Source organism: Marinobacter salarius (genome assembly GCF_032922745.1).
In the GTDB taxonomy this organism is placed as follows: domain Bacteria; phylum Pseudomonadota; class Gammaproteobacteria; order Pseudomonadales; family Oleiphilaceae; genus Marinobacter.
Genome location: NZ_CP136693.1, coordinates 419,033 through 433,214, shown reverse-complemented (window position 1 = coordinate 433,214; position 14,182 = coordinate 419,033). Strand labels below are relative to the sequence as shown.

General features: G+C 59.7%; 11 protein-coding genes and 2 pseudogenes. All 13 read left to right on the top strand.

Annotated features, from left to right (window positions below):
• Positions 1-39: 39 nt before the first annotated feature.
• Positions 40-1,071, top strand: coding sequence for a TRAP transporter substrate-binding protein (locus R1T46_RS02035; protein WP_317307158.1), 1,032 nt, complete (start codon positions 40-42; stop codon positions 1,069-1,071).
• Between the two features lie 95 nt (positions 1,072-1,166).
• The gene (locus R1T46_RS02030; RefSeq protein WP_317307157.1) at positions 1,167-1,652 is read left to right on the top strand and encodes a TRAP transporter small permease subunit; all 486 of its coding nucleotides are present in this window, start codon (positions 1,167-1,169) and stop codon (positions 1,650-1,652) included.
• The gene (locus R1T46_RS02025) at positions 1,642-2,955 is read left to right on the top strand and encodes a TRAP transporter large permease subunit (RefSeq protein WP_317307156.1); all 1,314 of its coding nucleotides are present in this window, start codon (positions 1,642-1,644) and stop codon (positions 2,953-2,955) included. Before R1T46_RS02030 ends, R1T46_RS02025 begins: the two co-directional genes overlap by 11 nt.
• A 36-nt stretch (positions 2,956-2,991) precedes the next feature.
• Positions 2,992-4,323, top strand: coding sequence for an FAD-dependent oxidoreductase (locus tag R1T46_RS02020; RefSeq protein WP_317307155.1), 1,332 nt, complete (start codon positions 2,992-2,994; stop codon positions 4,321-4,323).
• Between the two features lie 33 nt (positions 4,324-4,356).
• Positions 4,357-5,100, top strand: coding sequence for an enoyl-CoA hydratase/isomerase family protein (locus R1T46_RS02015; protein WP_317307154.1), 744 nt, complete (start codon positions 4,357-4,359; stop codon positions 5,098-5,100).
• Positions 5,097-6,677 (top strand): acyl CoA:acetate/3-ketoacid CoA transferase, encoded by a 1,581-nt coding sequence (locus R1T46_RS02010; protein WP_317307153.1) that lies wholly within the window; start codon positions 5,097-5,099, stop codon positions 6,675-6,677. Before R1T46_RS02015 ends, R1T46_RS02010 begins: the two co-directional genes overlap by 4 nt.
• Positions 6,678-6,730: 53 nt before the next feature.
• Entirely contained in the window at positions 6,731-7,876 is a 1,146-nt protein-coding gene (locus R1T46_RS02005; protein WP_317307152.1) for an acyl-CoA dehydrogenase family protein, read from the top strand.
• A 497-nt stretch (positions 7,877-8,373) separates the two neighbouring features.
• Positions 8,374-9,012: pseudogene (locus R1T46_RS02000) on the top strand (enoyl-CoA hydratase); the annotation flags it as partial.
• Between the two features lie 52 nt (positions 9,013-9,064).
• Positions 9,065-10,159: an enoyl-CoA hydratase/isomerase family protein gene (locus R1T46_RS01995; RefSeq protein ID WP_317307151.1), complete on the top strand. Its 1,095-nt coding sequence runs from the start codon at positions 9,065-9,067 to the stop codon at positions 10,157-10,159.
• Between the two features lie 46 nt (positions 10,160-10,205).
• A pseudogene (gene mmsB / locus R1T46_RS01990) lies at positions 10,206-11,100 on the top strand (3-hydroxyisobutyrate dehydrogenase).
• 158 nt (positions 11,101-11,258) lie between these two features.
• Entirely contained in the window at positions 11,259-12,908 is a 1,650-nt protein-coding gene (locus tag R1T46_RS01985) for an AMP-binding protein (RefSeq protein ID WP_317307150.1), read from the top strand.
• The gene (locus R1T46_RS01980; RefSeq protein ID WP_036202471.1) at positions 12,905-13,321 is read left to right on the top strand and encodes a PaaI family thioesterase; all 417 of its coding nucleotides are present in this window, start codon (positions 12,905-12,907) and stop codon (positions 13,319-13,321) included. Before R1T46_RS01985 ends, R1T46_RS01980 begins: the two co-directional genes overlap by 4 nt.
• Before the next feature lie 4 nt (positions 13,322-13,325).
• Positions 13,326-14,135, top strand: coding sequence for an alpha/beta hydrolase (locus R1T46_RS01975; protein ID WP_317307149.1), 810 nt, complete (start codon positions 13,326-13,328; stop codon positions 14,133-14,135).
• The last annotated feature ends 47 nt before the right edge of the window (positions 14,136-14,182 follow it).

The window sequence follows — 14,182 nt, the reverse complement described above, 5'->3', positions numbered from 1 at the left end:
GGATGACCCGCTCGACGAAAACAAAAATGGAGATTGCCCATGCGTGCTCTTAAAAAGCTGCTTTCAACGTCATCCGCGATATTGGCTGCCGGCCTCCTGACGGCATCCCCAGCGAGTGCCCAAGACAACGAAACCTGGCGTATCCAGACTCTCTGGCAGCCAGGGACCGCCAACCAAGAAGCGTTCGAACGCTTTGCGAAGGATGTCAAGGAGAAAACCGACGGCCAGATCAACATCGTTCCTCTACCGGTGGGTGCCGTCGTTGGCGTTACCGAAACCCTTGACGCCGTAAGCCGGGGGATTCTGCAGGGTCAACACCCTGCCACGGTTTACTGGACCGGCCGCGACCCCGCGTTTGCGGTTCTTGGCGATCTGAACGCGGCCTACGAGGACCCGCGCCAGGCCATGGAGTATTTCTATGAGCACGGCGGCCTTGAGTTGTTGGCGGAGGCCTATGAGCCCTTCGGACTGTATCCCATCGGCGTTGCGTGGTGGGGTGTCGAGTCCATTCCAACGACCCGCCGTGTGGCGAGCCCAGAGGATCTGGAAGGTCTGAAAATCCGTTTGCCGCAGGGCATGTCCTCAGAGCTGTTCGCACAGTTCGGCGCGGTGCCGATCAACTTGCCAGGCTCCGAGGTCTTCAGTGCGATGGACAGCGGAACAATAGAGGCGACCGACTGGGGCACGCTGGCGATGAACGCTGAGCTTGGCTTTCATGATGAGGCTAAATATGCCATCTACCCGGGCGTTCACTCTATGCCTGCAGGTGATGTGTCTATCCCGTTGGAGACGTGGAACAGCCTGAGCAAGGAGAACCAGAAAATTTTAACCGATGGGGTGCGGGCCTTCGGCCTCGACATGATCGAAACATTGGAACAAGAGGACATAGAAGCGGCTAAGCGCCTTAAAGCCGACGGCGTCGAATTAGTGGAGTGGAGCGACGAAGACCGTCAGGCCTTTCGTGAAGCGGCTGTTGATATCTGGCGCGAGTACGGCAAAAGGAGCGATCTTGCCGGACGCGCGGTGGCAGGGCAGATCGAATTCCTGCGCTCGAAGGGTCTAATCGACTAAGCGAATTTAACTAACCGGGCTGCAAAGGAGGCATCGGTCGCTAGCGAATCGATGCTTCCGGCAGATCAATGCCTCTTTTATCCCGTAGGTAAGTAATGCACTTCATTAGCGCCTTCAACCAGAAACTCGGCAATTATTCCAGCCTTGTTTATCTCATTGTCTTTGCCGTCACGATTTTTGACGTCATATGTCGCTATTTTTGGGGCTCCCCGACGATATGGGCCCTAGAATTGATTATTGCCTTGGCCGGCATTCACTACGTCTTAGCCGGTGCTCACGCGATCAAGAACAACGGCCATGTCCGTATTGATGTGATCTACAACATCCTGCCGGGCCGGGTAAGGCTCTGCATGGATCTCATTGCCTACCTGCTCATGCTCGGCTTTCTACTAATCGTTACCTATTACGGCTATGAGCAGGCCTATCCCGCCGTAATGACGGGCGAGCGTAGTGGCGCGGGCTGGAACTCCCTCGCGCCCACCTACATGAAAGTCGCCATCCCAATCGGTGCCGGTTTGATGGCACTGCAGACGCTGGTCTGCCTAATCAACTCGATCAAGGAAATTCGTCATGAGTGGTGAAATAGTCAGCCTCGTCACCATCGGGCTGCTGATACTGCTGCTGGTCACGGGCATACCGCTCGCTTTCGCTACCGGCATGACAGCGGTGGCCTTGACCCTGTGGTTGTTCGGCCCCGATTCCCTGTACTTCATTCCCAGCCGCATTTTTACCCTGATGAACAACTACGCGCTAATCGCGGTGCCGTTGTTCGTGCTAATGGGCTGCCTCCTGGAGCGGGCAGGGGTCATCGAACGCCTGTTCCACGCCTTGCACGTCTGGTCCGGGCGCCTGCGCGGCGGGCTCGCCATAGGCACACTGGCCGCCTCCACCATCATGGCCGCAATGGTCGGCGTGATTGGTGCCGAGATCGTGGTGCTGGGCCTGATCTGCCTGCCGGCAATGCTTGGCCGTCTGTACGACAAGAAGCTGGCGGTCGGCGTGATTTGCGCCGGGGGATCACTGGGGACGCTGTTGCCGCCCAGTATTGTGCTAATCATCTACGGCCTGGTGGCTCAGGTGTCCATCGGCGATTTGTTCCTGGCGGCGGTATTGCCGGGGCTCTTGCTGGTCTCGCTGTATGCCATTTATGTACTGATCCTCTGCTACCGCAATCCTGAGCTGGGTCCGCTCGCGCCGCAGGAAGAGCGCGACATGCCATTCAGGGAGCAGTTGGGGCTGGCGCGCGCGCTGATTTTGCCGGTTGCCCTCATATCCGCAGTGCTTGGCTCCCTCTACCTGGGCATCGCCACACCGACTGAAACGGCGGCTATCGGCGTCTTGGGTGCGCTGCTGATCGCGCTGGTGAACAAGACGCTGAGCTGGGATGCCGTTTATGACTCGGTGAAGAAGACCGGAAGCACCGTGGCCATGCTCACCTGGATTTTCTTCGGCGCTTCGGCCCTGGTGGCGGTTTACACTATGGCAGGCGGCACTGCGTTTCTGCAGGACGCGATTACCGGCCTCCCGGTACCGCCCATCGTGACCATCCTGCTGATGATGCTGATCCTTATGGTTCTGGGTTGTTTTATCGACTGGATCGGTATTGTGCTCCTGACCATGCCTATCTTCGTGCCGGTGGTTGAGAGCCTGGGCATGGACCCGATCTGGTTCGGCATCCTGTTCACGATGAACATGCAGGTGTCCTACCTGACCCCGCCGTTCGGCCCGGCTGCGTTCTACCTGAAGGCGGTTGCACCGGAAGGCGTCAGTCTCAGTGACATCTTCCGAGGCGTCATTCCCTTCATTGGGCTGCAACTCATCGGATTGTCGCTGGTTCTCTTCTTCCCGCAGATAGCGATGTGGCTGCCCAGCCTCATGAAGTAGCGCTTCTCTTCTCTAACACTTTTTTAGGAGCGGATCATGCTCGACTTACGTCCGATAACCGATATTCATGCCGACCTGCTGGTCGTCGGCGGAGGTGCCGCTGGCATGGCGGCTGCCGTGACCGCCGCTCGCCGCGGTCTGAAAGTCATCTTACTGGAGCGTTACGGCTTTTGCGGGGGCGGCGCCGTAGCCGGGCTCTCGGGGACAGTCTGCGGACTATTCGAAGCGCATCAGAGCGACACCGCACCGCCCAAGAGGCTGGTTTTCGGCTTCGTCGACGAGTTCATCGAACGGATGAACGCGAAAAATGGACTGACGCCACCGGTGCGCTACGGCAAGACATTTACCCTGGTGCATGACCCCCTGGTATGGCGGGGTGTGGCTGACGACCTGCTCAGGGACGCTGGTGTGCACGTCGTTTACCACACCATGGTCACCGATGTGCTGATGGACGGCGACGAACGCATCGCCGGTGTTGTCGCGTACAACAAGCAAGGCAAGTTGCGGGTCACGGCCGAAGTTACAATCGACGCCAGCGGTGACGGAGACCTCGCGGCGATGTCCGGACTGGATACCTTCATGGGGGTCGATGGCGTGGTCCAGAACCCGACCATGATGTTTCGGATCCAGGGCGTGGATGTGCAGCGGTTCCTGGCCCGTTATGGCGAGGACAGCGTACTCGGCGCCGATGTCTCAGAGGCCATCCGGCAGAGTAACACCTCGGGCAGCTATGTGTTGCCGCGGGCCAAGATCTTCCTGTTCCCGACCCCACGACCGAACGAATTGCTGTGCAATTGCACCCGTATCATCGGCCGCGACGGCCGTGAGTTGAACCCCGTCTTTGCGGCCGATTTCACCGAGGCGGAGATCGAGGGACGCAAGCAGGTGCAGGAGTACGCCCGCTTCTTCCGCGACCAGCTCACCGGCTGCGAAAACGCTTTCGTCAACGATACCGGCGTTCAGGTCGGCGTCCGCCAGACGCGTCAGGTGCGAGGCCTGGCCACGCTCAAGAACCAGGACGTGGTCACCGGCACCAAGTCACGTAGCGGTATTGCCCGGTCGGCCTGGCCGATCGAAATGCACAGCGGCGAGAAGCCCAGGCTCGAGTGGCTGTTCAACGACTACTACGAGATTCCCTACGAGTGCTTCGTCCCGGTAAAAGGGGAGTCCCTGCTTACCACGGGCCGCTGCCTGTCCGCCGAATCGGACGCCATGGCCTCCGCCCGGGTCACCGCGCAGTGCTTCTCCTACGGCCACGCCATAGGCCACGCCGCCAGCATCGCCATACAGGAGCGGATCGCCCCGCGCCGCGTCGATCCACTGGCCGTGCGCGCCGCCGTCAACCGGGACGGCGCCCAACTCGACTGACCGCCCTACCCATAGCAGCAAAAGGTAATTCTCATGATCAAACTAGAAAGGAACGACCGCGTTGCGACCGTCACGCTGGACCGCGCCGAACGTCGCAACGCCCTCAACACAGTGATGGTCGAAGAACTGGACCGCACCTTAGCCGAATTGGACCGGGACGAGACCATCGGCGCCGTGGTGCTGACCGGTGCGGCCCCGAGTTTTTGTGCCGGCTCCGATCTGAAGGAGCTGGGCAAGATGAACCTGGTGGAAATGGCCGAGCATGAGGCCGGGACCGCCGGCGTTGCGCGTCGCATCGGCCTGCGGGGTACGCCAGTGATTGCGGCGGTGGAGGGCGCGGCTTTCGGCGGCGGCTTCATTCTTGCCAGTTGCTGCGACCTGGTGGTGACTGGCGCCGACGCGCGCTGGAACCTGGCCGAAGTACCCAACGGCTGGTTGCCGCCCTGGGGGTTGCAGGCTCTGGTCTCGCGGGTCGGGGCCGTGACGGCCCGGCGTCTGACCTGGGGGCATGAAGTCCTGAGCGGCGAAGATGCCCAGCGCCTGGGTGTGGCCGATTATGTTGCCGCCAGCGACGGGGCCCTGGCCCATGCCCAGGAGCTTGCCGCGCGTATCGCAGCCCTGCCGGTGCCGGCCGTGGCCTCAACAAAACAGTTCTTCAGCCAGCTTATCAATGGCGAGGCCGAGGTAACGGACGCGATGGCCAATCGGGTCTTTATTAATAACTGCCAGCACGATGCCGCAAAGGCGACGCTGTCCAAGTTCGGAGTGAAGCTATGAGCAAGATCTGTTCAGCCCAGGAAGCCGTCTCGATCATTAAGGACGGTGATGTTGTCTCGAGCGTCGGCGTCATTGGGTGGTTCACGCCCGACGATGTTCTCAAAGCCCTCGGCGAACGCTTTGAGCAGACCGCCGCGCCCCGGGATCTGACGTTCTACTTTCCCTGCGGGCTGGGGGACTCCATCGAAATCCGTGGCATGGACCACGTCGCCCGGGAAGGGATGATGAAGCGCGTGGTGTCGGGTTCCTATATCAACCCGACCAACCCCAAGACCGGCGCCCGTCCAGAGTTAATGCGCCTGATCCAGAACAATCTGGTCGAGGCGTACAGCTGGCCGATCGGCGCCAGCATGCACTGGCTGCGGGAAGTGGCGCGCAGGAGCCCTGGGTACCTGACGCGCATCGGCCTGGGCACCTATATTGACCCGGAGCAGACCGGCGGCAAGATGACCACCCTGGCGAAGGACGAGCTGGTGAAACGCGTGGAATTCGCGGGCGAAGAGATGCTCTTTTATCCGACCTGGAAGCTGGACGTTGCGTTTCTGCGGGCGACGACCTCCGACGACCTAGGAAACCTCTCCTTCGAAGAAGACCCGATGACTTCGTCCACACTGGCGCTCGCCATGGCCGTCAAGGCCAGCGGAGGCACGGTTATCGCCCAGGTAAAACGCATCGTTCCGCGCGGTTCGCGGCGGGCGATCAACGTAACGGTGCCGGCGGCGCTGGTGGATAAAATCGTGGTCGCCCCCGACCAGATGATGGTCACCGAAGTACCGTTCGACGCAACCTACCTGGGTATAGAGCAGCGGCCCCTGGACCAGTTCAAGAAGCTGCCAGGGACCCCCGGCAAGATCATAGCGCGCCGCGCCGCCCGTGAAGTTCGTCGGCATGAATTGACCATCTTCGGTTTCGGGGCCTCCTCGGACGTACCGCTGGTCATGGCCGAAGACGGCATGCTGACCGAGGACAACATCGACGACTACTGGTTCACCACCGAGCACGGGTCCTACGGCGGGGTGGTGATGAATGGCTGGCAGTTCTCCTGCAACACCAATCCGCGGGCCGTCATTGACGGGGTTAGCCAGTTTGACCTCATCGACGGTGGGCTCTGTGAGTTTGCCGCGCTCGCGTTCGCCCAGTTCGACGCCAATGGCACCGTGAACGTCAGCCGCTTCGGCAAGGCCAACCCCGGCGCCGGCGGTTTTATCGACATCGCCCAAAATGCCAAGCGCTTGGTGTTTACCGGCACCTTTACCACCGGCGGGCTGGAGCTGACCTTTTCGGAGGAGCACGGCCTGAACATCGTGCGAGAAGGCAAGGTGAAGAAGTTCGTCCAACAAGCCGAGCACGTCACCTACCGGCTGCAGGATGGCGTTGGCCGAGGGCAAGAGGCCCTGCTGATCACCGAACGGGCGATTTTCTCGGTGACACCGGAAGGCCTGGTGCTCGAGGAAATCGCGCCAGGGATAGACCTTGAGAAAGACGTCCTGGGCCAGATGGAGTTCGCGCCGGTCCAGATCCGCGAACCGCTGACTATTATGGACGCCGAGCTCTTCCGCGATGCCCCCCGGGCATAAGCCGTCACATTCGCGCCTGGCCATGGCCGGGCGGATATTTCTGGAGAAGTCTCATGCTTTTGGATCTAAACAACGACGAGAAGATGCTGATAGACGCTGTATCGCGCTTTGCCGAACAGGAACTGGCGCCGGCGATGCCGGACTATCTGCAGCGGCATGAGTTCCCTGCGCCGATGGTCAGGGCGTTTGGCGAACTGGGCTACCTCGGCACCGCCTATGACCCGGACTATTCCGGTGCCGGGCTGGGTGTGCGCGGTGCCGCGCTGGTGGCCGAGATCCTGGCGCGCACCGAGCCATCCTTTGCCGCGATCTTTTTGTGCAATAGCGCTCCGGCCTCGCTGCTGTCGCGCTACGGCTCCGATGAACTCAAGCAAGAGTGGTTGCGCCCGCTTTGCGAGGGCGGCGGTATGATCGCCTCCTTTGGCGTCACCGAAGCGCATGGTGGCTCGGACGTCGCCAATATCAAGACCCGCGCGATAGAGGACGGCGACGACTTTGTCATCACCGGCACCAAAATGTTCTCGACCAATGCGGGAACGTCGTTGCACGGGTTTTCCACCGTCGTGGCGATCACGGATCCCGAAAAGGGCCCAAAAGGCCTGTCCAGTTTCGTGGTGCCGGTGGGCACACCAGGCTTTAACGTTGGCAAGCCGTCCCACAAGATCGGCTGGCGTTTTGCGGATTCGGTGGAGCTCTACCTGGACGAAGTCCGGGTGCCGGCCCGGAACATGATCGGCAAACGCGGCGACGGGTTGAAGCAGGTCCTGAGCGTGCTGAGCATCGGCCGGATCCTGATGGGTGCCACCGGGCTGGGTCTGTCCCGCCGGGCCATCGACCTTGCGAAAGCCTACGGCCGCGACCGTAAGCTCTTTGGCACCAGCATCCTCAAGCATCAAGGCCTGGCTTTTCCGCTTGCGGACATCCTGACCAAGATCCACGCCGCCGAGCTCATGGTACGGCACTCCGCCTGCCTGGTAGATGCTGACCGACCGTTTCGGAACGAAACCTCGATGACCAAACTGTTCGCCAGCGAACTCGCAGTGGAAGCGGCTCTAAAGGCCATACAGGTCCACGGTGCCTACGGGATCTTCGGCGAGTACCCGGTCTCGGGTTTGTTAGGCGAGGCCAAGGTACTGGAAATTGCAGAGGGTACGAGCGAAATACAGCGCATGGTGATCGCTCGCGAACTGCTCGACTGAGGCGCAGTAGTCCCATCCTTCAGTTCGGCCGAGCATTAGTTGTCGGCCCCCCCCACCACCAAGGCATACTTCGAAACCCCAGGTGCAGCATGGAGGTCTTTTTGCAGCAGGAGCATGGATGCCGGGGAGGGATGGGGGAACGGGCCGCCCCTCCCCCCACAAACATATGACAGCGGAAGAAAGGCCTCCATGCTGTTCAAATTCAGAGAGTCAGCAGCGTAACTGGTTAAGCATTACGAGGCTAAACCTCACTCCCCATAATTCAAAAACCTCCAAGCAATCAACTACCGCTGCACTTCACTAGGAGTCTGTGCGATAGAAACTTTTTGAACCTTCGCTTCCGTCAGACCGGATCATTGTTTGGCTGGAATGAGTGTTCGCGATATCGGATCGGCTCAATTACCGCTTTCTGTCCGGTCAGTTAACCGGTTAAAAAAGGGGCCTCGCAAGCTGAACTGGCGAAAGCCCAGAATACTCTTGATCCAGCCATTCACCGTTTTGCCCTGGTGGTGACCGGCCAGGGTGAGAAGTTTTTCTCCGCCGGCGCCGATCTCAAGAGCTTTGCTGACGGTGATGTCGCCACCGTCGATTTGATGGGAAAGGCATTCGGCCGGGCCTTCAGTGCCCTCAGCCGCTTCCGTGGCGTGTCGATTGCGGCCGTGAACGGCTATGCCATGGGGGGTGGCCTGGAGTGTGCCCTGGCCTGTGACATCCGGATTGCCGAGGAGCATGCCCAGATGGCATTGCCAGAGGCCACCGTTGGCCTGTTGCCCTGTGCCGGTGGCACCCAGAACCTGCCCTGGCTGGTCGGCGAAGGCTGGGCCAAGCGCATGATTCTGTGTGGTGAGCGTATCAAGGCCGACAAGGCCCTGAGCATCGGGCTGGTGGAAGAAGTGGTGCCGCAGGGCGCAGCCCTCGACAAGGCGCTGGAGCTGGCGGAGATGGCCGGCAAGCAGAGCCCGTCGTCCGTTGCCCGCTGCAAGACCCTGGTGATGAGTGCCCGTGATGGTCGCAGCCACGACGACGGCTGGAGAATGGAGCGGGAGCTGTTTATCGAACTGTTCAGCACCGAAGACCAGCGCGAAGGGGTGAATGCGTTCCTTGAAAAGCGCACACCGGAATGGAAGAACCGGTAGAAAGCACCGATAAATAGCACCGATAACCAAGCCAGATTACTGAGTAAATGGTATGAGCGATCAAGTAGTCATTTTTGAGGAATTGGAGGCCGCAGGCGGCAGCCGAATTGGTGTGGCACGACTGAACGCGCCACGTGCCATGAACGCACTGTCGCTGGAGATGATTCACCTGTTGAAGGCAAAGCTGGACCAGTGGGCTGCCGACGACACGATCGGCGCCGTGTGGCTGGAAGGCGAGGGCGACAAAGCCCTGTGCGCAGGCGGAGATATTGTGGCGCTGTATCGCGACATGACAGAGCCGCGTTCCGACAGTCGTTCTGTCAGTGAAGGGGACAGATTCTTCACCGACGAATACGAACTGGACTACCAGATTCACACCTATCCCAAGCCTTTAATTGTCTGGGGCAATGGCGTGGTGATGGGCGGCGGGATCGGCCTGATGTCCGGCGGTTCCCATCGTGTGGTCACGGAGCATTCACGTGTCGCGATGCCGGAAGTGAGTATCGGCCTTTACCCGGATGTGGGCGCCGGTTGGTTCCTCAACAAAATGCCGGGCCGGATCGGTTTGTTCTTGGGGTTGACCGGGGCGCGGATGAACGGCGCTGATGCGCTGTTTACCGGGTTGGCAGACAGGTTTATTTGCCACGATATGCGTGAGGAGGTCAAACAGGCCCTGCAGCAGTCTGGCTTTGCCGGCCTTGAGGGTGGCGCCCATGCCGCTGTCAGCAAAGTGTTGCGCAGATTCGAGGAGGGCTCCCGCGAGGCAATGCCGCAGGCCGTGGTGCGCGAGCACTTTGATGTGATCCAGGCCCTTACCGACGGCGATTCGCTGGTAGATGTGGTGGATAACCTGAGCCAGTACGCCGGCGAAGATCCCTGGCTGATCAAGGCGGTCAAGACGGTCGCGGCGGCGTCGCCGGCGTCCCTGACTCTGACCTGGCAACACTATCACGACACCTTGCACGACAGCCTGTCCCAGGTTTTCGACAAGGAGCTTCAAATATCGAAACGCTGCCTGAAGATGGGTGAGTTTGCCGAGGGCGTCCGGGCACTGTTGATCGACAAGGACCTGAAGCCACGCTGGCATTTCCCGACACTGAAGAGCGTGGACCCGGAATGGATCGACCGATTCTTTATCGAGCCCTGAACAAAACCGAACAGACCAACACTGATCAAAAATGGAGAACAACAATATGGCGACTATCACATTTATCGGTCTTGGCAACATGGGTGGCCCTATGGCCGCCAACCTCGTTAAGGCGGGACACGACCTGACGGTGTTTGATCTGTCTTCCGAGGCGGTCAAGGCGCTCACCAGCGAAGGTGCGAAATCTGCAGCGACGATTCAGGAAGCGGTGGAAGGTGCCGAGGTGGTGATTTCCATGCTACCTGCGGGCCAGCACGTGGAAGCGGTTTACCTCGGTGACAACGGGCTGTTGAAAAACCTGCCATCCACAACGCTGGTGATCGATTCCTCCACCATTGCGCCGGAAACCGCGAAAGGTGTAGCCGAAGCAGCCGTGGCGGCCGGTATCACCTTTATGGATGCGCCAGTCTCCGGCGGTGTTGGTGGTGCCAAGGCGGGCACGCTGACCTTTATCTGTGGTGGCGAGGCGGATGCGTTCGAGCGCGCTAAACCGATCCTCGAAGGGATGGGTAAGAACATCTTCCACGCTGGCCCCCACGGTTCCGGTCAGGTTGCCAAGATCTGCAACAACATGCTGCTGGCCATCCTGATGAGCGGTACCAGCGAAGCATTGGCGCTGGGCGTGAAGAACGGTCTGGACCCTGCGGTGCTGTCGGAAATCATGAAACAAAGTTCCGGTGGCAACTGGGCGCTGAACGTTCTACAACCCCTGGCCGGGTGTCATGGACGGTGTTCCGGCGTCCCGTGACTACGAAGGCGGCTTCCTGGTGAACCTGATGAACAAGGACCTGGGGCTGGCCTTCGACAATGCCGTCAAGAACCAGGCGCCCATTCCTATGGGGTCGTTGGCCCGTAACCTGTTTGCGCTCCATGCCAACGAGGGTAATGGCGGGCTGGATTTCTCCAGCATACAGAAGTTCTATTACCGCGAGCAGGGCTGAACAGGCAGCGCCTTCAGGACCATCTGGGCCGAGCTTTTCGTTCATGCTGATGGGTTTTGAAGGCGCTTATTTTTAGCTTAAAGTTTACCTTTACGTAAACTATAGCCTGTGATACACATTGAGTTCAGAATTTTCCACAACAATAAAAGGACTGGATTATGAGTCTCCCGGATTACCAATCGGTCTATGACAATTTCGACCCCGCCAGCCTCGAAGCCGAGATTCTGGAGGGTAACCTGAACGATGGCCTGAACGTCTGTACGGAAATCTGTGACAAGTGGGCGGAGGACCCTCAAAGGGTTGCGCTTTATTACGAAAAAGCTGACGGCGGTTCCGGCAAGCTGACCTTCGCCGAGCTGAAAGAACAGTCCGCCCGTTTTGCGAACTACCTGACCTCCCGCGGTATCGGCAAGGGCGACCGGGTTGCCGCCCTGCTGCCGCGCAGCCCTGAGTTGTTGATTGTCATTGCGGGCGCCCTTCGCGCTGGCGCTGTTTACCAGCCGCTGTTCACCGCCTTTGGCCCTGGTGCCATCGAGTATCGTTTCGAGCGCGCCAGCACCAAGCTGGTGGTCACTGACCCCGTCAACTATCCGAAACTTACCGAGGTCAAGGACTGCGCACCTGTGGTGTGCGTGAACGCCGCCGAAGTCAGCGGCGATATCCCGGACTTTGATAAGACGCTGGCAGAGCAGTCTGGCCAGTTCGAGCCGGTATTGATCAAGGGTGGTGATCCTTTCCTGCAGATGTTTACCTCGGGTACGGTTGGTAAATCCAAGGGCGTGGCGGTTCCTGCCAAGGCGTTGCTGGCGTTTTACGTGTACATGAAATATGCCATCGACCTGCGGGACGATGACGTGTTCTGGAACGTGGCTGATCCGGGCTGGGCCTACGGTCTTTACTACGCCGTGGTGGGTCCGTTGCTGATGGGGCATGCCACCCATTTCAACCCGGGCGCGTTTACCCCGGAAACCACCTACGACATGATCCGCAAGTACAAGATCACCAACCTGGCGGCGGCACCGACCGCCTATCGGTTGCTGAAAGCCAATGACCACGTCCTGCCGGAAGGTGAGAACCTTGGCCTGCGGGTGGCCAGCAGTGCCGGTGAGCCGCTGAACCCGGAAGTCGTGAGCTGGATTGAGCGGCGTCATTTCTGCCCGGTCAAGGACCACTATGGCCAGACCGAAACCGGCATGACCTGCTGTAACTTCCACGGCCTTGATCACGCGGTGCGCCAGGGCTCCATGGGGTATTCTTCCCCCGGTCATAAAGTCGTTGCCCTCAGTGAGAAGAACGAAGTCGTGGGCGAAGGTGAGATCGGCCAACTGGCAGTGGATGTGAAGGCTTCGCCATTGTTCCACTTTGACGGCTACACTTGGGGCGAGAAAGACCCGTTTGTGAATGGCTACTACCTCACCGGCGATATGGTGGTGAATCACGGCGGTGGCTGCTTCTCATTCAGCGGACGTGACGATGACATCATCACCACCGCTGGTTACCGCGTGGGCCCGGCCGATGTGGAAAGCACCCTGCTGGAGCACAAGGCGGTGGCCGAGTCTGGTGTGGTGGCGAAGCCCGACGAGAAGCGGGGCTCTATCATCAAGGCTTATGTGGTTATCAAGGGTGACCAGGAGCCGGAAAGCGAAGATGCCCTGAAGGATGAATTGCAGGAGCTGGTTCGCCATCGCCTTTCCGCCCACGCCTATCCACGTGAAATCGAATTCGTGGATGAGCTGCCGAAAACCCCCAGTGGCAAGATCCAGCGCTTTGTTCTGCGCAACCAGGCTAAGGAAGAGAAACAGGGATGATTGTCACCTTCGAGGAACTGCAGGCCTTCCTCGCCGAGCAGTTTCCCCAGGGTGCCCGCTACGGCACCCTGCAGGAGCTGGGCGACGGCTGGGCTGAAATGAAGCTGGAGGTTGCTGAAGAACATCTGCGCCCCGGCGGCACGGTGTCCGGCCCCGCCATGATGGCGTTGGCGGACGTGGCCCTGTATGCCGCCCTGCTGGGAAAAATCGGCCTGGTGCCGCTGGCGGTGACCAGTAACCTCAACATCAACTTCCTGCGCAAGCCCGTGGCCCACAGCCCGATCCGGGCGCGGGCCAGCATGCTGAGAGTCGGCAAGACCAGCGGAGTGGGTGAGGTCTACATTCTCTCCGATGGCCTGGAAGACCCGGTTGCCCATGCCACCATTACCTACGCGATTCCGGCACAGCGGTGACGGCATGAACGTCAGCAATCTTTCGGTTTCCCTGGGGGAAGGCGTCAGGGTTCAGGCCCAGCGCCTGAGTCATGGTGACCGTACCGGGCCGGTGTTGGTGTTCCTGCATGAATCCCTGGGCAACATTGCCTTATGGAAACAGTTTCCCAGCCAGTTGGCAGAGGCCACAGGCCTTGATGCGCTGATCTATGAACGCCGTGGTTACGGTGCCTCCAGTGACGAGCCACTGCCGCGTCCCTACGATTACCTGGAGCAGGAAGGCACCGTGTGGTTGCCACGGTTGCTGGATGCGCTGGCGATTGACGAAGTGATTCTGGTGGGCCATAGCGATGGTGGCTCCATTGCCTTGATTGCCGCAGCAGCGCTGAAGGCGCGGGTAAAGGGATTGATCACCATGGCCGCCCATACCTGGGCCGATCACCTGACCCTGGCAGGTATCCGTGACATGCGTCGGCGCTACCTGGAAGAAGGCATTCGCGAGAAGTTGCTGCGCCATCACGGCGAACGGACTGATGAATTGTTCTTCGCCTGGCAGGACGTCTGGCTGGATGAAGGCTTTCAGGAGTCCATGGATTTTGGCCCCTGGCTGGACGCCATTCGTTGCCCGGCTATGATCATTCAAGGGGATGATGATGAATACGGGGTTCCGGAACAGGTGACCCGGATTGTGGAAGGCATCGGACATCGGGCCGAACCGGTGTTCATGGCTGAAACGGGACATTCGCCCCACATACAGCAGCTTGACCGGGTGCTGGCGTTGATCAGCGGTTTTTTGCGAATAGACAGAGACCAAAAAAGTACGATTTTTGGTTGACGTTTACGTAGACGTCAATTTAACCTGTAGACAGTATAAACGCACAA

Excerpts from the sequence above, each read along its gene's own strand:
- R1T46_RS01975 (WP_317307149.1), top strand. The coding sequence starts at position 13,326 with ATGAACGTCAGCAATCTTTCGGTTTCCCTGGGGGAAGGCGTCAGGGTT.
- R1T46_RS02030 (WP_317307157.1), top strand. The coding sequence starts at position 1,167 with ATGCACTTCATTAGCGCCTTCAACCAGAAACTCGGCAATTATTCCAGC.
- R1T46_RS02015 (WP_317307154.1), top strand. The coding sequence starts at position 4,357 with ATGATCAAACTAGAAAGGAACGACCGCGTTGCGACCGTCACGCTGGAC.
- R1T46_RS01985 (WP_317307150.1), top strand. The coding sequence starts at position 11,259 with ATGAGTCTCCCGGATTACCAATCGGTCTATGACAATTTCGACCCCGCC.
- R1T46_RS02010 (WP_317307153.1), top strand. The coding sequence starts at position 5,097 with ATGAGCAAGATCTGTTCAGCCCAGGAAGCCGTCTCGATCATTAAGGAC.
- R1T46_RS01980 (WP_036202471.1), top strand. The coding sequence starts at position 12,905 with ATGATTGTCACCTTCGAGGAACTGCAGGCCTTCCTCGCCGAGCAGTTT.
- R1T46_RS02020 (WP_317307155.1), top strand. The coding sequence starts at position 2,992 with ATGCTCGACTTACGTCCGATAACCGATATTCATGCCGACCTGCTGGTC.
- R1T46_RS02025 (WP_317307156.1), top strand. The coding sequence starts at position 1,642 with ATGAGTGGTGAAATAGTCAGCCTCGTCACCATCGGGCTGCTGATACTG.
- R1T46_RS02005 (WP_317307152.1), top strand. The coding sequence starts at position 6,731 with ATGCTTTTGGATCTAAACAACGACGAGAAGATGCTGATAGACGCTGTA.
- R1T46_RS02035 (WP_317307158.1), top strand. The coding sequence starts at position 40 with ATGCGTGCTCTTAAAAAGCTGCTTTCAACGTCATCCGCGATATTGGCT.
- R1T46_RS01995 (WP_317307151.1), top strand. The coding sequence starts at position 9,065 with ATGAGCGATCAAGTAGTCATTTTTGAGGAATTGGAGGCCGCAGGCGGC.